Origin of the sequence: Vagococcus sp. CY52-2 (genome assembly GCF_022655055.1) — a bacterium.
Classification (GTDB): Bacteria; Bacillota; Bacilli; order Lactobacillales; family Vagococcaceae; genus Vagococcus.
Genome location: NZ_CP093384.1, coordinates 69148 through 91783, shown reverse-complemented (window position 1 = coordinate 91783; position 22636 = coordinate 69148). Strand labels below are relative to the sequence as shown.

Annotated in this window: 23 protein-coding genes and 1 riboswitch; of the genes, 6 read left to right on the top strand and 17 right to left on the bottom strand. The window is 33.4% G+C overall.

What is annotated here, in order from left to right; genetic code table 11:
* Nucleotides 1-17 precede the first annotated feature (17 nt).
* Genes MN187_RS00415 through pth form a run of 3 tightly spaced genes read right to left on the bottom strand, consistent with a single transcriptional unit; the run spans nt 18 to nt 5725 of the window.
* Nucleotides 18-1595 (bottom strand): putative polysaccharide biosynthesis protein, encoded by a 1578-nt coding sequence (locus tag MN187_RS00415; RefSeq protein ID WP_158559470.1) that lies wholly within the window; start codon nt 1593-1595, stop codon nt 18-20.
* Nucleotides 1582-5115: a transcription-repair coupling factor gene (gene mfd / locus MN187_RS00410; RefSeq protein WP_491131744.1), complete on the bottom strand. Its 3534-nt coding sequence runs from the start codon at nt 5113-5115 to the stop codon at nt 1582-1584. Before mfd ends, MN187_RS00415 begins: the two co-directional genes overlap by 14 nt.
* 40 nt (nt 5116-5155) lie before the next feature.
* Nucleotides 5156-5725, bottom strand: a complete 570-nt coding sequence (gene pth / locus MN187_RS00405; RefSeq protein ID WP_241699676.1) for an aminoacyl-tRNA hydrolase — start codon at nt 5723-5725, stop codon at nt 5156-5158.
* Nucleotides 5726-5972: 247 nt separating this feature from the next.
* Between pth and MN187_RS00400 the strand changes: the two genes are divergently transcribed.
* Nucleotides 5973-6926: an L-lactate dehydrogenase gene (locus MN187_RS00400; RefSeq protein WP_117974111.1), complete on the top strand. Its 954-nt coding sequence runs from the start codon at nt 5973-5975 to the stop codon at nt 6924-6926.
* Between the two features lie 152 nt (nt 6927-7078).
* The gene (locus MN187_RS00395; protein WP_242093983.1) at nt 7079-8452 is read left to right on the top strand and encodes a L,D-transpeptidase family protein; all 1374 of its coding nucleotides are present in this window, start codon (nt 7079-7081) and stop codon (nt 8450-8452) included.
* A 306-nt stretch (nt 8453-8758) separates the two neighbouring features.
* On the opposite strand, the gene MN187_RS00390 is transcribed toward MN187_RS00395, so the two are convergent.
* From MN187_RS00390 to MN187_RS00335, 12 genes are all read right to left on the bottom strand, one after another.
* A complete protein-coding gene (locus tag MN187_RS00390) occupies nt 8759-9772 on the bottom strand; it encodes a Gfo/Idh/MocA family protein (protein ID WP_117974115.1) in 1014 nt (337 codons plus the stop codon).
* Nucleotides 9773-9803: 31 nt separating this feature from the next.
* Nucleotides 9804-10688, bottom strand: a complete 885-nt coding sequence (iolE, locus tag MN187_RS00385; protein ID WP_242093980.1) for a myo-inosose-2 dehydratase — start codon at nt 10686-10688, stop codon at nt 9804-9806.
* Between the two features lie 30 nt (nt 10689-10718).
* On the bottom strand, nt 10719-11744 hold the full coding sequence (iolG, locus tag MN187_RS00380; protein ID WP_117974119.1) for an inositol 2-dehydrogenase: 1026 nt from the start codon (nt 11742-11744) through the stop codon (nt 10719-10721).
* Nucleotides 11745-11824: 80 nt separating this feature from the next.
* Complete coding sequence (locus tag MN187_RS00375) at nt 11825-13183, bottom strand: sugar porter family MFS transporter (RefSeq protein WP_233519217.1); 1359 nt, start codon at nt 13181-13183, stop codon at nt 11825-11827.
* Between the two features lie 164 nt (nt 13184-13347).
* Nucleotides 13348-13695, bottom strand: coding sequence for a hypothetical protein (locus MN187_RS00370; RefSeq protein ID WP_242093979.1), 348 nt, complete (start codon nt 13693-13695; stop codon nt 13348-13350).
* A gap of 67 nt (nt 13696-13762) precedes the next feature.
* Nucleotides 13763-13933, bottom strand: coding sequence for a hypothetical protein (locus MN187_RS00365; protein ID WP_242093976.1), 171 nt, complete (start codon nt 13931-13933; stop codon nt 13763-13765).
* A gap of 150 nt (nt 13934-14083) precedes the next feature.
* Nucleotides 14084-15175 (bottom strand): serine hydrolase domain-containing protein, encoded by a 1092-nt coding sequence (locus MN187_RS00360; protein WP_158559472.1) that lies wholly within the window; start codon nt 15173-15175, stop codon nt 14084-14086.
* 254 nt (nt 15176-15429) lie between these two features.
* Entirely contained in the window at nt 15430-15585 is a 156-nt protein-coding gene (locus tag MN187_RS00355; protein ID WP_158559473.1) for a hypothetical protein, read from the bottom strand.
* Nucleotides 15586-15724: 139 nt separating this feature from the next.
* Entirely contained in the window at nt 15725-16132 is a 408-nt protein-coding gene (locus MN187_RS00350) for a GNAT family N-acetyltransferase (RefSeq protein WP_241699681.1), read from the bottom strand.
* A gap of 142 nt (nt 16133-16274) precedes the next feature.
* Nucleotides 16275-16532 carry a chorismate mutase gene (locus MN187_RS00345; RefSeq protein WP_241699682.1) on the bottom strand — a complete coding sequence of 86 codons (258 nt, stop codon included), beginning with the start codon at nt 16530-16532 and terminating at the stop codon, nt 16275-16277.
* A gap of 30 nt (nt 16533-16562) precedes the next feature.
* On the bottom strand, nt 16563-17258 hold the full coding sequence (locus MN187_RS00340) for an NAD-dependent protein deacylase (protein WP_371821050.1): 696 nt from the start codon (nt 17256-17258) through the stop codon (nt 16563-16565).
* A 23-nt stretch (nt 17259-17281) separates the two neighbouring features.
* Nucleotides 17282-18190, bottom strand: coding sequence for an EamA family transporter (locus MN187_RS00335; RefSeq protein WP_117974132.1), 909 nt, complete (start codon nt 18188-18190; stop codon nt 17282-17284).
* A gap of 154 nt (nt 18191-18344) precedes the next feature.
* Nucleotides 18345-18519: riboswitch (Lysine riboswitch) on the top strand.
* A gap of 89 nt (nt 18520-18608) precedes the next feature.
* Between MN187_RS00335 and MN187_RS00330 the strand changes: the two genes are divergently transcribed.
* Complete coding sequence (locus MN187_RS00330) at nt 18609-20198, top strand: ABC transporter permease subunit (protein WP_117974134.1); 1590 nt, start codon at nt 18609-18611, stop codon at nt 20196-20198.
* Nucleotides 20198-20935, top strand: coding sequence for an amino acid ABC transporter ATP-binding protein (locus MN187_RS00325; RefSeq protein WP_117974136.1), 738 nt, complete (start codon nt 20198-20200; stop codon nt 20933-20935). Before MN187_RS00330 ends, MN187_RS00325 begins: the two co-directional genes overlap by 1 nt.
* 38 nt (nt 20936-20973) lie before the next feature.
* On the opposite strand, the gene MN187_RS00320 is transcribed toward MN187_RS00325, so the two are convergent.
* Complete coding sequence (locus MN187_RS00320; RefSeq protein ID WP_117974138.1) at nt 20974-21345, bottom strand: YxeA family protein; 372 nt, start codon at nt 21343-21345, stop codon at nt 20974-20976.
* Between the two features lie 382 nt (nt 21346-21727).
* On the opposite strand from MN187_RS00320, the gene MN187_RS00315 reads away from it, so the two are divergent.
* Nucleotides 21728-22177: a linear amide C-N hydrolase gene (locus tag MN187_RS00315; protein WP_242093974.1), complete on the top strand. Its 450-nt coding sequence runs from the start codon at nt 21728-21730 to the stop codon at nt 22175-22177.
* Between the two features lie 61 nt (nt 22178-22238).
* Nucleotides 22239-22397, top strand: coding sequence for a hypothetical protein (locus MN187_RS00310; RefSeq protein ID WP_158559474.1), 159 nt, complete (start codon nt 22239-22241; stop codon nt 22395-22397).
* 42 nt (nt 22398-22439) lie between these two features.
* Here MN187_RS00310 and MN187_RS00305 read toward each other — a convergent pair whose 3' ends face one another.
* On the bottom strand, nt 22440-22625 hold the full coding sequence (locus MN187_RS00305) for a hypothetical protein (RefSeq protein ID WP_242093972.1): 186 nt from the start codon (nt 22623-22625) through the stop codon (nt 22440-22442).
* Nucleotides 22626-22636 lie beyond the last annotated feature (11 nt).

Below are 22636 nucleotides of genomic sequence, written 5' to 3'. Positions count from 1 at the left end.
ATGTCCTCCTAAATCAATTAATAAAAATGTTTATATATTTTTTGGCCAAATGGCAACATGTTCCATTCATCATAACTAAATAATTTAAATTTCACAATACTTATTAGATAGATAGTCACTCCAATAAAGACACCTATTAGTGTTAAAGCAAACGTCACTCCTCTATGAGTTATGAGTAAACCGTTAGCTAAACAGATAACTCTAAATCCATAGACTCCAATAGCCATCAACCCTAAACTAATCAATAATTTTATTAAAAAAAGTTTGCCAACCGCTACGTCAAATCCCTTACGGATCAGGTAATGATGCAAAACAAGTAAACAACCTAACAACCCCAGTAACGTACTTACGCTTGACCCCATTGTTCCAAAATAATAGGTTAAACATGGTGTCAAAATACTCTTCAATAACACACCAAATATTGCAGCGACAAATTGATAATGTACTCGGTTTTGACTTTGATAAATTGTTTGATACGTTTGAATCATTGAGGCAATACTAACAGATAGTACAAATAGCGACAATGTTGATGCGCCATCATTGTTGCTAAAAAGTGTCACATTGATAAATGGAATCATGATGGCCAATCCAATACCTGCTGCCACAGAAATACTCAATGACACTTTTAAATAGGATAACACCATTGATTGATAATCTGATTTCTTTTTACTTTTATAGTAATGAGTTAACGTCGGCATGAATGTAGCAGTCATTGCAATGGCCACAACCAATCCTAATTGTACCAATGGCTGTCCTCTATCAAAGACTCCCTTGGCTATTTTAGCTGATAGATCCGGTATCCCTGAAAAAACTAAATATTTTTTTATCGTAAATGAATCAATCAATTGAAAAATTACGAGGTAAGCACTAAAAAAGCAAAGCGTTCCACCTTCTAATATTAATCGTCTTAGCAATCCATTATCACGCTGTTCCTTTGAGGGAATTGGATAAAAAGATAACGGCTGCTTTCTTGCATAGTATATTAACACCACAATCGCACATATTCCACCCATAATCGCTCCTGATGTGGCAATACTTCCTACTTGGTAAACATCTAAACTTTGCGTATAAAACAACCAACCAGAAAGTAAAATAATTCCCACACGAATTCCCTGTTCCACTAACTGCGAGGTTGCAGTTGGTAACATATTCACCTCTCCTTGAAAATAACCTCTAAAAGTAGATAAAAATGGTACCAGTAAAAATACCAACGATACAACACGAATAAGTGGTATGAGCTCTTTGTCTCCCATCATCATGGCAATGAGTGGTGCCCCAACAAATAAGCCTAAAAATAAATAGATAGACAAGAAACTAACATAGTAAAAAAATTGGGTAAGAATTTTTTTTCTTTCAATCAAAGACTCTTCACTAGCTAAAATTTTTGATAAAAATACAGGCATACCAGATAACGACAATGTCATCGCAATACCATAGATAGGGTACACTTGTTGGTACACATAAAACCCTTCGTCTCCCACTAAATTTTGAAATGGCACGCGATACACAGCACTCAGTATCTTTACCACAAAAGACGTAATCGTTAAAATCAACGTTCCTTTTAAAACAGTTTTTTCTACTTTAATTTTTTCCATTCGCATCATCCCGTACATCTTTTTTAGCATATCGCTCTTGCCTTAATGCTTCAATAAATGTTGACACTTCATGTAACCATATTGCAACGGTTGTGTCTTTACCTAGTTTGAATGTCACAGCCAAATGCTCGTCTGTACTGATTTCTGCTTTTAAAGTTGTTTTTGATAAAGCTTTAAATAACTGCTCGATTGTGTAAGCAGACGTGCCTTCCTTGCTTAATTCAACATAAATTGATTGCTTTTTCTTTTGAATTTTATCAATTAAGGCAAAATCAGCATTCATTTTTATCAACCCAACAGTTAATAGATTTGCGACTTCATCAGGGTATTCACCAAATCTATCTAATAGATCAGCTTCTAATTCATCATACATCTCTTGATTTTCAAGTTGTCTAATTCGCTTATACATTTCAATTTTTTGACGCTCATCTTCTATATAATCACTTGGAATATACGCATCAATGCCCAAGTCAATTTCAGTTACTGTTTTCGTCTCTTTACTATCGACACCACGCTTACGATTAACTGCTTCATTAAGCATATGAGTGTACATATCAAACCCGACTGAGTCAATAAAGCCATGTTGCTGAGCACCTAACAGGTTTCCAGCACCACGAATTGACAAATCTCGCATGGCAATTTTAAATCCTGAACCTAATTCCGTAAAATCTTTAATCGCTTGAAGTCGTTTCTCGCTCACTTCATTTAAGACTTTTTGCGGTTCATACATAAAATAAGCATACGCCACGCGATTACTTCGGCCAACACGACCTCTTAACTGATAAAGCTGAGATAATCCCATGTGATCGGCGTTTTCCACAAACAACGTATTTACATTAGGAATATCAACCCCTGTTTCAATAATCGTCGTTGTCACTAAAATATCGTATTCACCATTAATAAATTCCATTAACGCATTTTCTAACTGAATTTCTGTCATTTGACCATGTGCATAAGAAATACGAGCGTTAGGTAATAGCATTTTTAATTCATCGACTTTTTGCTCAATCGTATCCACACGATTGTATAGATAAAACACTTGTCCACCACGCGCAATTTCTCGCTCACACGCCTCACGTATAGCCCCTGGATTTTTCTCCATCACATATGTTTGCACTGGGTAACGATTAGCCGGCGGGGTTTCAATAACCGATAAATCTCGCACCCCCAACATGGACATGTGCAATGTTCTTGGAATCGGTGTAGCTGTCAGTGTCAATACATCCACTTGTGCACGTAATTGTTTTAGTCGCTCTTTATGTTTCACGCCAAAACGTTGTTCCTCATCAATGATAAGCAATCCTAAATCCATAAACTCTAAGTCTTTTGATAAAATTCGATGCGTGCCAACAATAATATCTATTTGACCTTTTTTCAATTGATCAATCGTTTCTTCTTGTTGTTTTTTCGTTCTAAATCGACTCATTAACCCAATACTTACTGGAAAATTTTTAAATCGGTCTAACATCGTTTCATAGTGCTGTTGAGCTAAGATAGTCGTTGGGACTAAGAATGCGACTTGTTTGCCATCTCTAACTGCTTTAAACGCTGCACGCAAAGCCACTTCTGTCTTCCCGTAACCCACGTCCCCTACAAGCAAACGGTCCATTGGTCGTGTTTTCTCCATGTCTTTCTTAATTTCTTGGATACTTCGCAATTGGTCGTCCGTTTCTGCGTACGGGAAGGCATTGTCAAACTCATGCTGGTAATTGTCATCTGGTGAAAAAGCATATCCTACTTCAGCTTCTCTTGCTGCATATAATTGAATTAAATCATCCGCGATATCTTCAACTTTTGCCGATACTTTTTTCTTTGTCTTTGTCCACTCACTACCACCTAATTTATTAATACGTGGCGTTCTAGACTCAGAAGCCACATATTTTTGAATTAAATCTAACTGGGTCACTGGAATAAACAATTTATCGTTATTTTGATACAAAATGGTCATGTAATCCTGGTGTGTGCCACCACTTAGTAATGTCTCCATGCCAATGTATTTACCAATCCCGTGATTAGCATGAACCACATAATCACCAGGACTTAATTCATTATAACTCTTTAATCGTTCCGCATTAGAAATGGTTTGTTTACGTGCTTGACGTTTCGTTCTGGTATGTAGAATTTCTTTTTCTACTAACACGATTAAATTATCTTGCGGCAACTCAAACCCTGATTCTAATAAGCCAACCTGGATTTGTGCTTGCCCTTTTAACAACTCTTTTTTGTTATTGACGACAACAGAAATATCCGCATCAATAAACAAGCGTTCTACCGTTTTACTACGTTCGGTATCTTCGACTAGTACCACGACCGTTTGTTTTTGTTTTGCCCAACGATCCATCTCTGCCTTTAAGAGCGGCAACTGTCCAAAGAATTGTTGCATCGCACGGTATTCAAACGGATAAATGGAAGAAAAACGCAAATTTCCCATCCCTTTTTGAAACAGAGAGAAAAATGTCCGATGTTGTGGCATTTTTTTCATAATCTGTCTAAAATCACCACCAAGCGTTCGGTCTTCAAACACTGGATTATCTTCTAACTTGATCGTTAACCATTCTGCTTCTTCTCGTAAAATCTCTTTTTCCGTATCAATCATGCGACTATAATCATCAAATACCACCAAATCGTCATGAGATAAATAATCACTTAAATGATATTTTTCCTCATAAATCATATCAATATATTGACTAATATCATCAGTTGGATGGCCACTGCCCCACTCACCCACTGTATAATTTTTATAAGCAGTTAACTGATTTTTTCTATCAATATCTTTTATGCCATCAATTTTTTTACTTAACGCCTCATCTAATACACTTGCCGCGTTTGCTAATTCATCTTTTGTTACCACTTGATCCATAGCTGGTGGAATTAATATATTCTCTACATCTGATAACGAACGTTGGGTTTCTACATCAAACAAACGCAACGAATCAATCTCATCATCAAACAAATCGATACGCACAGGGTATTCACTAGTTAAAGGATAAATATCAATGATACTTCCTCTAATACTAAATTCACCTGGTTTTCCTATCATTTGTTCTCTAACATACCCTAGAGAGACTAATGTTTCGGGTAAAGTTGTTAAATCGATTATACCTCCTACTTCAACAGATAACACACTATTTTTCCAATTATTAGGAGCTGGTAAAAAACGACGTAATCCAGCTAATGGTGTAACGATAATCCCTGGCTCATCACTATTTAAAAACACCATGCTATTAATCCTCTCAGCTAGTGCTTCCGGAGAAGAAAAGGACATTTCAACTGCTGCCACTTCATCAACAGGGAAGAAATGCAAATAAGACTCGTCAACAATGTGTTGCAAGTCGTCCATCAATTTAGTCCCATAATATAAATTAGGGGTCACAATCATGATCTTTTTATTTTTTTTCAGCAACGTCGACATCACTAAGCTCTTAGCTGAACCAGCTAAACCTGTAATCAATTGTGATTTTTGTGTCTCACTATTATCAAGCCACTCTTTCACTTGTTCATCTTGTTCTATTATAGTCATCATACTTTGATTGAGGTACATATTAATCATCTGACCCCCTTTATTTCTTACTATTGTATTGATTCATAGTCTCAACAAATGAATGCCCTTGTGCCCAATACAAACTCGCATCTGCCGCTAATTTTACAGCTGACAGCATGTCTTCATGTGTGTTTTTAGGAAAATTACCTAAAACATGAGCTATCACTTCTTCTCCGCGATTTGGGCGATCAATCCCTATTCGTACACGATTAAACTCAGGTGTTCCAATATGTGAAATTAAACTTTTAATACCATTATGTCCACCAGCACTTCCTTTTTGACGCAATCTTACTTTTCCTACAGGTAAATCTAAATCATCATAAATGACTAAAACATTTTCGGGTGAAATGTTATAATAAGTCATCAATGGTCCTACACTACGACCTGATTCATTCATAAATGTTTGAGGCTTTGCTAATAACACCTTTTCACCATCTACAAAAAACTCTGCCGTGTCGGCTTCAAATTGAGATTTATTAAATTCAATATTTTCTTGATAGGCAATCTCATCTAATGTAATAAATCCAATATTATGTCGAGTTGTTCGATACTTCGCTCCAGGATTTCCCAATCCAACAATTAATTTCATAATCTATATCTCCTATAACATCAAAAAACACGGGTTAGAAGACACGTGTTTTTTCATTGTATTTAAACTAAAAGGCTCTAAAATAGTATACCATACCTTTTTATATTCTATAAATAAGAAACTATTAAGACTTTTAATTAACGTTTGATTAATAGACTATTATTTGTTAAATGATCTTTTTCATAGGTTTTTTCATAATTTAGTGTTATAATTTAACATGGAGTAAATAAAAAAGGGAGCGATTGTAATGGAACACATAAGTATTGATCATCAAAAAATTATCGTTGTCGGCAATGGGGCTGTTGGTTCAAGTTATATTTTTTCCCTTGTGACACAAAACATCGCACAAGAAATTGGTATTATTGATATTGATGTAAACAAAGCAGAAGGGGATGCCCTTGATTTATCTCACGCTCTAGCATTCACTTCTCCTAAAAAAATCTATGCTGCAACTTACGCTGATTGTAAAGATGCTGACATAGTGGTGATTACTGCAGGTGCTGCACAAAAACCCGGTGAAACACGTCTAGATTTAGTTAATAAAAATTTAAAAATTTTCAAATCCATTGTTGATGATATCGTTTCTTCAGGATTTAATGGTATCTTCTTAATCGCAACTAATCCTGTTGATATTTTAACTTATGCTACATGGAAATTCTCTGGATTTCCAAAACACAAAGTTATCGGTAGCGGAACTTCTCTTGACTCTGCTCGTTTTAGACAAACCATTGCTGAGTTAGTAGACGTTGATGCAAGAAATGTCCATGGATATATTTTAGGTGAACACGGTGATACAGAATTTCCAGTTTGGTCTCATGCTAATATTGCTGGATTGCAAATTTACGAATGGGTTTCAGATCATCCTGAAATTGATGAAGAAGAATTGGTTAACATTTTCTTTAAAGTCCGTGATGCAGCATATACCATCATTGATAAGAAAGGGGCTACTTTCTATGGAATTGCTGTTGCTTTAGCTCGTATTACTAAAGCCATTCTTTATGATGAAAATGCCGTATTACCTTTATCTGTTTACTTAGATGGACAATATGGATTAAACGATATTTATATCGGTGCTCCAGCTGTGGTAAATCGCCAAGGAATCAGCCATGTTATCGAACTTCCATTAACAGATGCTGAACAAGAAAAATTTGACTTATCTGCAAAACGTCTACAAGAAATACTAGATGAAGCATTTGAATAAATCATGTTCTTATTAATTAAAATAATAAAAGACTAGAATGATAAATTCTAGTCTTTTCTCATTATATAGGTGTTTTTAAAGCACTTATATTGTTTTTAGAAAAGAATATGTTACAATAATATTACAATTTTTATCATAGGAAGGGGCTTCACATGAAACGTAAGTCGTTGTTATTAGTGCCTTTAATTATGGTACTAGTCATTGTTAGTATCTATTCGTATTTTGCTATTACTTATCAGAATAAATTTTTGCCCAATACAAAGATTGGACAAATAGATGTCAGCCAATTATCTAGAAAACAAGCAGAAAAAAAGCTTAAGGACAATATTCATGAGAATGAATTCGTTATACTAGATAATGATAAAACTTGGAAAGCCATTCCTAAACAACAACTAGGAATCACTTTTGATGTTAATAAGACTGTCTCTGATACTATTGCAAAACAAAATCCTTGGTTGTGGTTTATGAATTACGTCAATCAACCTAAAAATGTGCCCATTGTGATGACTGATTATAACAAAGACGAACTAACTAAACAATCTAATGCTTTAAAAACAGCCTTAACGAACTTTAATAAAGAGCGCACACCCACAAAAAATGCAAAAATTGAAATGAAAGATGGTTCATTTCAAATTACAGACGAAGTAGCTGGAAATTCTATTGATGTTAATAAATTTATTTCAGCATTTGAATCTCATGTTAAAGAAGGCAAAGGGTCTATAAACTTAGAATCCTATGTCCAAAAACCAACTGTTTTGGCAACAGATACGCAATTAAAAAAAGAATTAGCGGACATAAATAAGTTAACAGAGGTCAATGCTACGTACCTCATTAATGGGCAAAAAGTGGCAATCCCTAAAGAGACAATTGCTAGTTGGTTAACAACAAACGATAAAGGTGATGTTACTTTAAATCAAGACTTAGTAAAAGAATATGTCACTCAACTTGGGCAACAGTACAATACTAGTACTAATCCAACAAAATTTAATAGCACAAAACGTGGAGAAGTGAGTGTTCCTGCTGGGTCTTATAGTTGGACAATTGCAACAGATAGTGAAACAGAACAACTGACAAAACTAATTTTATCTGGTAAAGGTTTCACAGATCGTGTTCCTGCTTATCAAGGAAGCGCTACTCCCGAATCAGCTCTTCTATCAAACACTTATATAGAAGTTGACTTACAAGCTCAACACATGTGGTACTACAAAGATGGAAAAGTTGCTTTAGATACAGACATTATTTCTGGAAAACCAAGTACACCTACTCCTTCCGGGGTGTTCTATGTTTGGAACAAAAAGCGAAATGAAACTCTTCGCGGTGAAGATTATGCAAGCCCTGTTGATTATTGGATGCCAATCGATTGGACGGGGGTAGGAATTCATGATTCCCCGTGGCAAAATGCCAATGCTTATGGAGGAACATCATATACGACAGTGGGATCACATGGCTGTATTAACACACCCCCTGATGTGTGTGCTAAATTATTTAATATGATTGATGTTGGTGTTCCTGTAGTTATCTTTTAGACAATAAATAAAAAACAAGATTAGAATAAAGCTCTAATCTTGTTTTTTATTTTTATAGTATCAACAATGTTAATCTACTTTTTTAAGCATCCTTCATATAAAAAAACAAACTAGATACTACTATTAATAGCCAGTTTGTTTTTTACTATAAAAATGCCTATATTACCATTTTTATAACTATATTATTCTGTGTAGGTATAATATTTTTCGATACATCATAGATAACAACCCTATTTTGTCGTTTAGTGCTATGCTATAGAGTTATATCTTTACTATAAAATCTCACCTCCTTTATTTATAAGTGTTTTAATAAATACTTGGTTTTTCTTGAAGCATAACATTTATTTTTTCACCTTTATTTGTTGATTCCGTTCCTGCTGTTGTGATAATAGAAGCGACATACCCATCCCATGAAGATGGTCCTTCCAATTTATTATTCAATACGCCATTAACCCATAATTGAAACTCTGTATCATACGCTTCTTTAAAACGTGTCTGCCAATCAGGCGATATTGGTGTCTGATTAGAAAAATTATGTTTGACATAAGTATAGTGTGGATCCACTAATCCTAACTCTCCATTTTCACATACTACTTCACATTTAATATCATAACCAAATTGACAATTAACGAAAATTTCTAACTGGATCACCACACCATTTTTTGTCTCTAATACTAAAATTTGTGGATCATGTAAATTGTCATGTGTCATTTTAGTTTGTTTTTTAGGCAGTATACTTTCAACTGAAACATAGTCGTCTTGTAATAACCAACGTAGCACATCAATTTCATGCACTGCCGTTTGGATAATAGACATTGGCGTTGTGTAGTGTAAGCCAGATTCTGGATTTCTATGCGCACAATGTAGCATTAATACTTCCCCATATGATTTAGATTCAATTAATTTTTTTAACTCCATATAACCTTTATCATAGCGTCTCATAAAACCTACTTGTACCAAGCGTCGACCGCATTTCACTTCTGCTTCAACAATTTTAGCGCATGATTGATTATCTATAGCTAAAGGTTTTTCACAGAATACATACTTTTCTTGTGCTAACGCTTTTAATACATAATCTGCATGTGTTTCATCAATGGAAGTAATCAATATGGCATCGACGTCATCTGAAGAAATTAAGTCCTCCCCACTACCATAAAATATGATTCCCATTTCATCTGCTAATTGCTTTTTTTCTTCTTCTAAAATATCATAAATGCCAACGACTCTAGCACCTTTTATTTTATGATTAATTCTTTTTATATGCTCTGTTCCAATAGCTCCAACACCTATTACACCGATTCTTAATTCTTTATTTATCATTTTTTCACCCTTCTTCTAAGAAAAATTTTCATTATAAACCAGTAATTAAATTAATATAATTACGAGCAGCTTTTGCATAAATAAATGGATTAGCTTTTGATGGGTCTTGTTCTGCCTCTACGACAATCCATCCTTCATAACCATCTTTTTCAATTTCTTGCCAAATTGGTGTAAAATCAATCATGCCATCTCCAGGAACAGTGAACACACCTTCTTTAACGCCTTTTAAGAAACTAAATGAGTTTGTTTTAACTTCTTCCATTTTTTCCTTACGAATATCTTTAAAGTGAATATGTTTAATACGGTCTTTGTGTGTTTGATACACTTCAATCGGATCTTCGCCTGAGAAAACTAAGTGACCAGTATCATATAATAGTGACACTTTTTTAGGATCTGTCTCAGCCATCAAACGATTGATTTCATCAGTTGTTTGGACACCTGTCCCCATATGGTGGTGGTAAACAATAGACATGTCTTTTTCATTTGCCAACTCGCCTAATTTATCTAACCCACTTGTTAATTTTTCCCATTCATCTTCTGTAAATTCAGGTTTTTTATCAAAAACAGGTGTCTCCATTTGACCTTGTACACTATGTCCTTGTTCTGACACAACGATGACTTTTGCTCCCATTGCATGCAAAAAGTCACGATGTAACATAAAAGCCTCTTCTGTTTCTTCAAATGGTTTGGTTGTTAAAAAAGCACTAAACCAGGCACTAGCTACTGATAATCCACGTGGTTCTAAGTAACTTTTTAATTCTTCTGGATTTTTCGGATATTTGTTTCCAATTTCTGTTCCTGTGTACCCTGCTAATGCCATTTCACTGATACATTGTTCAAACGTATTTTCCTTACCTAATTCCGGCATATCATCATTTGTCCAAGCGATTGGTGCAATCCCTAACTTAATTGTCATTTGTATTTCCTCCATTTATATATTAATTTTTTAAATTTTTGGATAAGTTGTATCTACTACCACAGGTTTGCCGGTTGCAATAGATTCTTGTGCTGCAACAGCTGCTCTTTGCGCCATGATAACATCCATACCTGTTGCGACTAATGGTTGATTATTTAAAATAGCTTCTACAAATAAACGTACCTCAGTATCATATGCTTGATGATAACGTTCCATAAAGATTGGTAATGGATTTTCCATCTCTAACGACTGTTCTCCATACAATTCAACAGTTGAATCGCTTACATTTTCTGCTTTAAGCATTCCTTTAGAACCAAATACTTCTACCCGTTGGTCATAACCATATACGGCACGACGGCTATTATCAATTAAGCCAAATGAACCATTTTCAAATTCTAATACTATTGCTAATGTATCAATATCGTTTATATCTTTTAAAGTTGGATCAATAAGCGTGTTTCCTCTAGCATAAACTTCTTTAATGTTACTTCCAGCCATATATCTAGCCATATCAAAATCATGCATGGTAAAATCGAATAACAATCCTCCAATACGTTTTATTAACTCATGTGGTAATAAATCAGGATCTCTCGAAGTAATTTTTATTATTTGAGGATCACCTATTTTACCATCTCTAACATCTTGATAGATTTTTCTAAATTGACGATCCACTCGTCGATTGAACGCAATCTGCATTTTAACATCATTTTCCTTCACCGCACGTAATACTTTTAAACTTGATTCTTCATTTGTATCCATACTTAAAGGTTTTTCGCAAAAAATATGTTTTTTTGCTTTTGCTGCATCAATTGCTATTTTTTCATGTGAGTCTGTCGAAGAGAAAATGAATAACGCTTCTAATTCTTCATCACATAATAACTCTTGATAATCTTTGTAACAATGCTCAATACCTAACATATTCAATTCGTCTTCAGCATTCTCAATAAACAAATCAGATACACCTAAGATATTTATACTTGGAATATTCAGAAGATTCTTAATATGCATCATGCCTACCCTTCCAACACCTACTACACCACAATTTAATTTTTTCATTTAGATACTCCTTCATCAATATTTTTAACTAACATTATTTTATTTAAAACAACAGAAATTGTGTTTATATTCACAATGAACTATTTAATGAAATGGCTTTCAATTTCTTCCAACGTTTTTCCCTTTGTTTCTGGTATTTTAAAATGTACCACTAAAATCCCTAATAATGCACAACCAGCAAATCCATAAAATGTAGCATTAATACCTACTGAATTGACAAGAACAGGGAAAAATAGCCCAACGAGAAAATTAGCTATCCATAAAACAAACACTGCAATTCCAGAAAAAGTCCCTCTATACTTAGCTGGAAATATTTCAGAGATTAAAATCCAAGTAACTGGTCCAATAGCACCTTGAAAAGCAAATATATAAATAAAAATAATGATCATAATAATATATGGTGCTATTTGTGTTCCTGATAACAAATTAGATAGAACACCTACAGAAATTAACGATACTGCACAAATGGTCAATCCACTAATTTCCAATTTTTTTCGTCCCATTTTATCAACAATTGTCATTCCTACGATTGATGCAATAACTGAAACAACACCATTTAAAACATTGAATATCAATGCTGCACTAGCACCAAATCCATACATTGTTAAAATTTCAGACCCATAATACATAACTGAATTAATTCCCGAAAATTGTTGTATTATACCTAATAAACACCCTAACAAAAGAATCTTTATCGTCCAAGTTGGTATTTTTTCTTTATTTTTTTTATTTTTAACTACTTTAACAGGTATTTCTTGTATCTCTTGTATTTCTTTTTTAACCATCTCGTCATCATCTAGATAGATTTCTTTAATTATATGAATTGCACGATCTAACATACCATTTCTAGCATACCACTTAGGTGACTCTAATACTTTTGTCATACCAATTAACATAATAATTGCTGGTATAGCCGCTAACCCCATCATCACTTTCCAAATATGATTATTTTGAATAAACATATTACCTAAAATAGCATTTAATAAAAAGGCTAAGAACTGTCCACCCACAATCATTACCTGATTTAAACCAACCATTTTCCCTCTATGCTCAGCCGAAGAAATTTCACCTAAATATAATGGCACAACAGCTGATGATGCTCCTACTGCAAGTCCCAATAAGAACCGAAAAGAGACTAGAAAAGCAAAATTAAAAGATCCGCTACAACCTATTGCTCCAATCAGATAAATCCAAGCAATAATACGCAATGTCTTTTTTCGCCCAATCATATCACTTATTTTCCCACCAAAAACTGCTCCAAATGCTGCAGATAATGTTAAGGATGATGATACCCAACCTTTTTGTATAGGGGTTAACATAAAATCTTTACCGATAAAATTCAACGCGCCATTTACAACACCTGTATTATAGCCAAACAACAACCCCCCGATAGTCACAATTAACGATATAGTGATAATCTTTTTATTAACTTTTGTCACACAAACACCTTCCCTTCTTCTATACTCATCACTAAACACCAACATACCCAACAACAGATAAGATGTTACTAAATTCACAATAACAACTTACACACGAATTATACAACTCTTACTCTTTTTTTACAAGTGATTTTATAAAAAAATATAAAAATCATAAATCATCTTTATTTTAAAGGGTTTTTAAAATAATTACCTAAACAAAAAACAACAAAGTTACTCATTTTATTTTTTAAAATGAGTAACTTTGTTGTTTTTTGTTTTTTATTGTTAAAAAAAGCACAAGTTTTTATATGATTAAAATTATCTATTCTTTTTTTCGACTTTTTTTTATGCTTACTTTGCTTTTTTCGTAACTCAATTGCCTTTAATTGATTTGAAGCTTGAAACGAGAATATGATAGCTAATATTTTTAAAATCCATGCTAGAAGTCTAAAAATGTAGCTTACTATCGATCCCCCTATAAACGACCCCAATACAGCTCCTGTTTTATATGCACTATCTCCTTTTATCATCATGGATTTCCTACTGATCCAAGAACTATTAATCCTCCTATTAAAGATAAAGCACATGAGATAATCATTAAAATGGCTCCACTTTTTTTGGCTGTTTTTCTAAAACATGAATAGAAAAACTTAACAATAATATCGTTAATACTTTAAAAACATCAATCATACCACCTAATACTGGAACTGCTGTAATAATATCAATAATAGTCATTGTTACAAAAAAACTAGATAACCTTTTGTTCATAAAAACACTATCTTTTACATATATAAGATAATTGTCTTACAATTACATATTTTTTTTCAAGTTATAAAAAATTAAATATTTAATATCTTTATAAAAAAGAACCTTTATAAAGGCTCTTTTGATAAAAAATCATTTGATTCTGTCAGTAAATTAAGCAAAATGACTTTTATAAATATCTGATGCCAAATCTGATAAGCTATCTAGTTCATGACCATTACTAATTAATATAATAATATTTTCACCATCATTATCAAGAAAAACTGAAGATTCATAATCTCCCAAACTACCGTTCGTTTGCAGACATCCATCAGTCTGCCAAAATGCTCCACTATAATCATTATCCGATTTTACCATATTAGAAAAGTCTTCTTTTGTTATTAAAGTACCATCGATCAACGCCTGAACAAAAGTCACTAAATCGTTTGCAGACATCAAGACATTTCCAGCCCCAATCAAACTAGAATATAAAGCTTTTGAACGAGAAAAATCTGAAGCACTCTCTGTATAATCTCCATACAATAATGAACTATTATAAGCTTTTGCAACATCCTCTTCAGCTACATTATCCCAAAAAAATGTATGAGATAAATTTAATGGTTCGATGATTTCTTTCGTGAATAACTCTTCATAACTTTCTCCTGTGACAGTTGATAGAATACCAGCTAATAAAGAATAATTAGCATTAGTATAATTAAATCCTGTTTCTCCAGTAATTTCCAGTGTATCTAATACATAATTAATTTGATCTTCTTGTGTTGTTAATACCTTGTCTGGTGCTACTTCATCCATTTTGATACCTGATGTTTGATCAATCAAATCACGTATGGTTATATCTGAACTTCCCTTAATATCTGGATAAAAATCTGATAGAGGCGTTTCATAGGTTAATTTTCCTTTTGAAATTTCTTTTGCTACCAACGTTGCCGTCATCATTTTTTGTAAAGAAGCAACTGGAAAAAGAGTATCCAAATTATTTACCTTATTAGCTTCATAATCACTATAGCCATATACAGCTGTTGAAGTAACCTTATCTCCCTCAACCATGATAGCTACCCCATTGTAATTTTCTTTCGGAAAATAATCGTCAATAGTTTTATCAGAAGAACCACTATCAGTATTTCCTGCTGCGAGAACCTCATCATCAATCATATTTTTGTTTAAAAAGTAACCCAATCCTAGTACAATCATGACTGTTGTTATACCTATCCACACGATTTTTGTTATTTTAACTGTTTTTTTCATCACAATCATACCTCCTAATCGAACGAACACTACTTAAATTTACTTATAGTATAAAATGTGATACTTAAATTAACCTTAAATCCATTTATTTTATATTAAATTATTTATTATCAATTTTATAGTTTTTAATTATAAATAAAAAACCACACGAATCATAATAAACGTTACGTTGGTTTAAAAAAGCCTATTTACTTAACTACCAATACTGTATAATCAAGATGTTATAATAAAAAACACGTCATCAATTGATAAATTTATACAGAATCTTCATTTTTTATAATACCACGATTATTTAATTTAGTATAATCATTCGCAATATTAAAATAGTCTAATAAATAAAAATGGAAATGAATTAAAAATGAAACATATTTACCATACGTCTTCACACGATTATTCATTGCTTGGTTCATTTATTTGATATACGACTCATACGCTAAGTTCCAAGAAAGTATGGAGCTTAGATTGATTCAGTTAACCTTTATTACTCATCATTATTTTTAAACATAAAAAATAAGTCAAAGATACACCTCTCTTTAACTTATCACTTAATTAATATTCTTTATAAAAAGCAACTGTGCTTCCTTTATCGCACGATTCCAATCCAAAACTCTCATAAAACCCTCGAACATCTGGTTTATCTACAGTTAATAATACTTTTTGGCGCACATGTTTATATGTTGCTAATACATCAGACATTAGTGTTGTCCCAATTTTTTGACGTTGATAATCTGGGTGAATCAAAATATCTTGTATATATAAAATCGTGTAACCATCACCAATGACCCTGATTAAACCAACTAATTGTTCTCCATGCCATGCACTCACCACATAAAGCGAATTAATTAGTGCTTGCTCTAAACCTTTTAAATCTTTTGTGTAAGCTATCCATCCAACACTATCATACAACAATTCTAGTTGTTCACGTTTTATATTACTTCCGTTTCTATACTCTATCATTATATTTCCTCCTAATTTATTTGTTTCATTAAGAGTCTAACTTCAACCGATTATTCATAGTAAAATCCCCTTTCAGGTGTTTCGTTCATTGTATCATACCTATAAAAAAATCCTCCAGAACGTTTCTGAAGGATTACCTTTATTATTTACTTTTTTGATAGTCTTTTGACACCATCATGATTTGGTTAAATGTTTCGACGATTGAATCAGCATAATCCTCATTTGATACCATTTGTCGAATTTTTTCTAATACGGCTTCTTCTCTTGTCGTATCAAAAACTGGAATATGATTGTCTTTTTTTATCTTCGCGATGTGCGACACACAATCATATCTTTCTTCCAATAATGATACGATTTGTTCATCAATTTCATCAATTCGTTGTCTATCTTGACTTAACATCTTATCTCCTCATTTCGTATAAGAGTCAGATTATATATCAGAGAAAAAGTCTTCACCTTTTTGTTGCACTAAAAGATGAGGCATCATTAATGAAATGGGTTCTTTGTTTACCACAATCACCTGACTATCAGGTTTACGGTAATTAATCAGTCCGCTAAAAGGATATACTTGAAAGCTTGTACCCACAATACACACCACTTCTGCTTGAGACAACCACGAAATAGCTATTTCTATATTAGACTCAGACAAGCCTTCTTCGTAAAGTACCACATTCGGACGGATGATGCCACCACATTCTTGATGATACATACTCTTCATATAGTCTGGAACGGAAACTGATTGACCACATGTTTGACAATAACAATCATACAAACTTCCATGAAATGACACCACATTTGGACTTCCTGCTTTAATATGTAAGTCATCAATATTTTGTGTCACAATCCCAACTTGTTTCATTTGGCTTAATTCTGCCATTTTTTCATGAATCACATTCGGTTTGGCTTCTGGATGGTATAATTGTTGGACAAATTGATAAAAAACGTCAGGCTCGCGTTTTAAACAAGTATGACTCAGCAAATATTCTGGATTATCCACTCCATGATATACCCCTGTCATAGAGCGATAATCAGGAATACCCGATGCTGTTGAGACACCGGCACCTGTCATAAACACGATATTTTCCGCCTGCTTTAATATCTCTATTGCTTGTTCTTCCACATCAATCACTCCTTTGCTTTATTATGACATTATTCGTCAAAAAAGCCTAATATAACTACAGAAATGATAATCGCAAAAATCATAACGTATTGTTTCTTTGTTAACTTCTCTTTTAAGAAAATTCGCGACCATAACACTGATACGATACTATATGATGCAATCATCGGTGCGACGACAATAGAATTGCTTGCGATTGCTCCAATATAGAAAAATTGTCCCAAGGTTTCAAAAAGTGCCGCAAACCCCTTATATTTTTCATGAAATACATCCATTTTTTCTCCTTTAATCGCTCGTAGATAACCCCACATTAGTAACCCGACGATTAAAAAAGTAAACTCATAACTCATATTTGCTTGGTTTTCTGGTAAAATCTCTGCATAATCCAAATAATACCCATCTAAAAATGTTCCTAGTCCATCAATCACACAGTAAAGTATCGGAAAAATAATGGCCAACGCACTTTTTCGGTATTTTTTATCAACTACATCCCCTGATATTTTTAATTCATAATCGGCTTCTTGTTTTTCATACACCGACAACATAAAAATAGCGACTGAAATAACTGCCACAGCAATAAATTGAATCCACACCATTTTCGCTCCTAGTATCAGAAACATTAATAAAGCTGACACCGCTCCTGAAGAGTTACTGATGGGTGAAGACACACTCAGCTCTATATAACGAAGTCCTACATACCCTATTGCCATTGATAAGATATACATTGACGATACTGGTAAATAAATCAACATATTTTTCCATTCAAATCCCACATCTAAATATAAATAATAGTATAAAAAGGCATGAAGCCCCATCACCAATCCCACAATGACCACTGTTTTTTGTGCACTATACTTGTCTTTTTCATTATTTCCTAACTTATAAAACAAATCAGCTGTCCCCCATGAAAAGACAGCCACCAATGCTGACATAAACCACATACTTTTCGTCTCCCTTATATTTACTTTCACACTTACTTGTTTAAAAATAACGAATTAACGTGACTTGGTCAAATAAAATTTTCGTGAAAAGTCATGACATTTTGAAAAAGGTATGATATAGTGTTAGACATATTAAGAAAAAATAACCGAATAATATAAATCTAGAGGTTGCAATCTATCAATAACATTAGTCGAGTAGAGGAATACGTTGACACTAATGCACAGGGAAGATTGCCGAAATGTGATAAAGTTCCTCGCTTATCATGTTGGGGCTATAGTGAATAACTATAGGACTGTCTTAGTTAATACTAAGATGCGCTATGATTGGATAACACTTTGTTAATCTGACTTCATCAAAAGCAACCTCTATTTACGAGGTTGCTTTTTTTTATTTATCTAAAACAAAAGGAGAATTATCATGCAAACAAACAATCGATCTACCAATCATGTCTTAATTGCACTATTATTTCTATTTATTAGTTTTATCATGCTAACACCAAAAGTTGAAGCAAGTGAGGATAAATTTGTCGTAGGAATGGAAGCTGGATACCCCCCATTCAACTGGACACAACAAAATAATGCCGATGGAGCGGTCAAAATTCAAGGCGGAAGCGAGTATGCCAATGGTTATGATGTCATGATTGCCAAACGCGTCGCTGAAGGTTTAGGAAAAGAACTGGTTATTTATAAAACATCATGGGATGGATTAGCGCCTGCGTTAACTTCTGGAAAAGTGGATGCTATTATTGCTGGAATGTCTCCCACTGAAGAACGAAAAAAAACCATTGATTTTACTAACGACTACTATCATTCAAACCTCGTCCTAGTTGTTGCGAAAGATGGAAAATATGCTAATGCAAAAAGTCTAAAAGATTTTGAAGGAGCAAAAGTCACTGCTCAATTAAATACATTTCATTACTCTGTGATTGATCAAATAGAAGGTGTCTCAAAACAAACTGCTATGGATGATTTTTCTGCTATGCGTGTGGCACTCCAATCCGGAAAAATTGATGCGTATGTTTCAGAAAAACCTGAGGGAATCACAGCTCAAAAAGTGAATCCAAACTTTAAAATGATTGATTTCAAAGATGGCCAAGGCTTTAAAACAAATCGCGATGATACATCTGTTTCTATCGGTGTAAAAAAAGGTAGCCAAGATATTACAAAAATTAATGACATTTTAGCCGGTATCACTCAAACAGAACGAGACAATTTTATGGATATTGCCATTAGTGAACAACCCGACTCACAGTCAAATGAAAACTGGGTTGTCAAAATTGTCAAAGAAAACTGGCAAATGTTCTTAAAAGGAGCTGGGGTGACACTTTTAATCTCGCTTATCGGAACAATTGTTGGGACATTCATTGGGTTAGGTATTGGATTGTTTAGAACCATTCCCACGCCAAAAAACATGGTAAACAAAGTCTTATTTAAATTATTAAACACTCTATTTTCAATTTATATCGAAATTTTTAGAGGAACACCAATGATCGTTCAAGCAATGGTGATTTACTACGGATCTTCTCAAGCATTTGGAATTGATATGAATCCACTTGCAGCAGCATTATTTATTGTATCAATCAATACTGGGGCTTACATGACAGAAATCGTTCGTGGTGGTATCTTCTCGGTTGATAAAGGACAATTTGAAGCAGCATCTGCTATTGGAATGACACACGGTCAAACAATGGTCAACGTCGTGATTCCACAAGTATTTAGAAATATTCTACCTGCTATGGGGAATGAATTTGTCATCAACATCAAAGATACGTCTGTATTAAACGTCATTGCAGTAACCGAATTATTCTTCCAAGCAAAAACAGTCGCTGGAAGCAACTTTAGATTCTTTGATACCTTCTTTGTTGTTTGTGTGATTTACTTTGTTATGACCTTTACTGTAACGCGTATTTTACGATTTGTTGAAAAACGTATGGATGGTACTGGTGAATACGCACCTTATGCTAATCAAATGCAAACAGCTATTTTAGAAAGAAAGGATGACAAATAATGACAGACTTAATTGAAATCAAACACTTACAAAAACAATACGGCAATCATGAAGTCTTAAAAGACATTAATCTATCTGTAAAAGATGGGGAAGTTGTAACGATTATCGGGCCATCTGGTTCAGGTAAATCAACTTTACTTCGTTGCATTAATTTATTAGAAGAACCAACGGGTGGGGAATTACTTTTCAAAGGTGACAATATCCTTGCTCCTGGTTATAACCTACCAAAATACCGTGCTCATGTTGGAATGGTATTTCAACAGTTCAATCTATTTGAAAATCACGATGTCTTAAATAACTGCATCGTTGGACAAGTAAAAGTATTAAAACGCTCACGAGAAGAAGCAGAACGTATTGCGATTGAAAATTTAGATAAAGTCGGGATGAAAGACTTCGCCCATGCGAAACCTAGTCAATTATCTGGTGGGCAAAAACAACGTGTCGCAATCGCTCGTGCCATCTCAATGGATCCTAAAGTCATGCTGTTTGATGAACCAACTTCAGCTCTTGACCCTGAAATGGTCGGGGAAGTATTAAAAATCATGCGTGAGTTAACTGGTACTGGATTAACCATGATTATTGTAACTCATGAGATGGCTTTTGCCGAAGAAGTATCTGATCGAGTCATTTTTATGGACCAAGGATTTGTAGCTGAAGAAGGTGCTCCGGAAAAAATATTCCAACACCCAGAACAAGCTCGTACAAAAGAATTTTTACAACGTATTTTAGAAGGATAGAAAATAAGCTAGCTTGAGCCAACTCAATCTAGCTTATTTTATTTATCTAGTTTTTCTAATATATTCTTTGGAATATCACTTTTTGACACATCATTTGGTCCACTAATTACCCTTGTTTGACTAATAAATACTTTTACGTATGAACCAGGTTGTAATGGTGACACATTATTGCCACTCAACTCATAATCCATTTTTTGTATTGTTCCATCTTTTTTTACAAAATCAAAATCATATTTATAAGATTTACTTCCTGATATAACCTGACCTGTATCTTCCACAGTAGGAACACCATCTGGAACTTTTGCATACGCCACATCACCTTTATAAATCGTTGTGTAATATTCATACCCTTTGTAGCCAGAAATCACGATTAATACTAAAATGACAACGAAAATAATTTCCTTTATCATACTATTCACCTTAGCAACAAATTAATTAACAATATAATCTAAAAAAACACTTTTTAATCTATCTAAAACGTAAGTTTAAAGACAAAAAAATATTACTATTATTTGAATGAACAACTAAAAAAAAGTTATTATTTGTATTATTTCCATAAAAATTTTAATATATACCTAATCATAAAATAGAAGTTTTCAAAATGTGTACAAATATCACGTTAAATGATAAAAATGGCGATATTTTTTCGGGCACACAATGGATTTAGATATTTCAATGTTTGGTGAAGACCCTGGATTAGATTTAGACATTACACTAACAACTGGTCCAAAAAACATCAATATAGCTAGCCAAGTTTCTCTTTGGCTTAGTAATTAAATAGTCTTAGGCACTATGACAAAGTATACAACGGTCATATATGATGGTATGAATGAACATGATACAGGTTATGGATTATTTGGTTTACCTGAAGATTATACTTCTCCTTCTCGCTTTATCAGAAGTTTTTATCTAAAAAATAGGTTAGATGATTTTGATACAAATGAAGGAATCAATAGACTGTATAGTATTTTTAGACCGATCATTGTGCCACGAAGTTTAGAACACAAAAAAGCTGAAATGAGTATCACAGATTATACACGCTACTGGTCTGGTTATGATGTCACTAAACAAATCGCCTATGCTCAAATAGGTGAAGGACTTGCTATCACAGCGAAAGAATTAGATACTTCCATGACAGACATCACGTATCATACTATTCATTTAGATAATAATATTGTTTTCGCTTCATACATAAAGAAAACAGCACAGTTAATTCATTATTTTTTCTTTAACTACGTGTAAGATTACCTTATAAGCATTGAATAAATGCCATCAATTTAACATGATGAAAGAAGGTAAACCCATGAGAACAGAACGAGATGGAGCCAAACAAAATCGCCGTTCATTTGAACAAGAAAAAGCGAAAGAAATCTTCGAAGCTGATATCGATAAAAATCGTGAAAAAGTAACGGAGAAAAAAGAAGAAAAAGCTGAAAAACGTTTAATCCGTGAACACAAATAAAAAATAGCTACTCAAGTATTCATGAATACTTGAGTAGCTATTTTAATCTTCTTTATTAATCATATTCTTAATAGTCGTAACCAGTTGTTGGATAATATCATTTAATGGGCTAGGTTTTAATTCATTCAATCTTTCTTTAGGTGTCCACCTAACTTCGATATCACCTTTTATATCACTTATCTCCTCTGTCGAAAAAACCTTAAAGACAAAGATAATCTGTTGAAACACCACACGCTCTC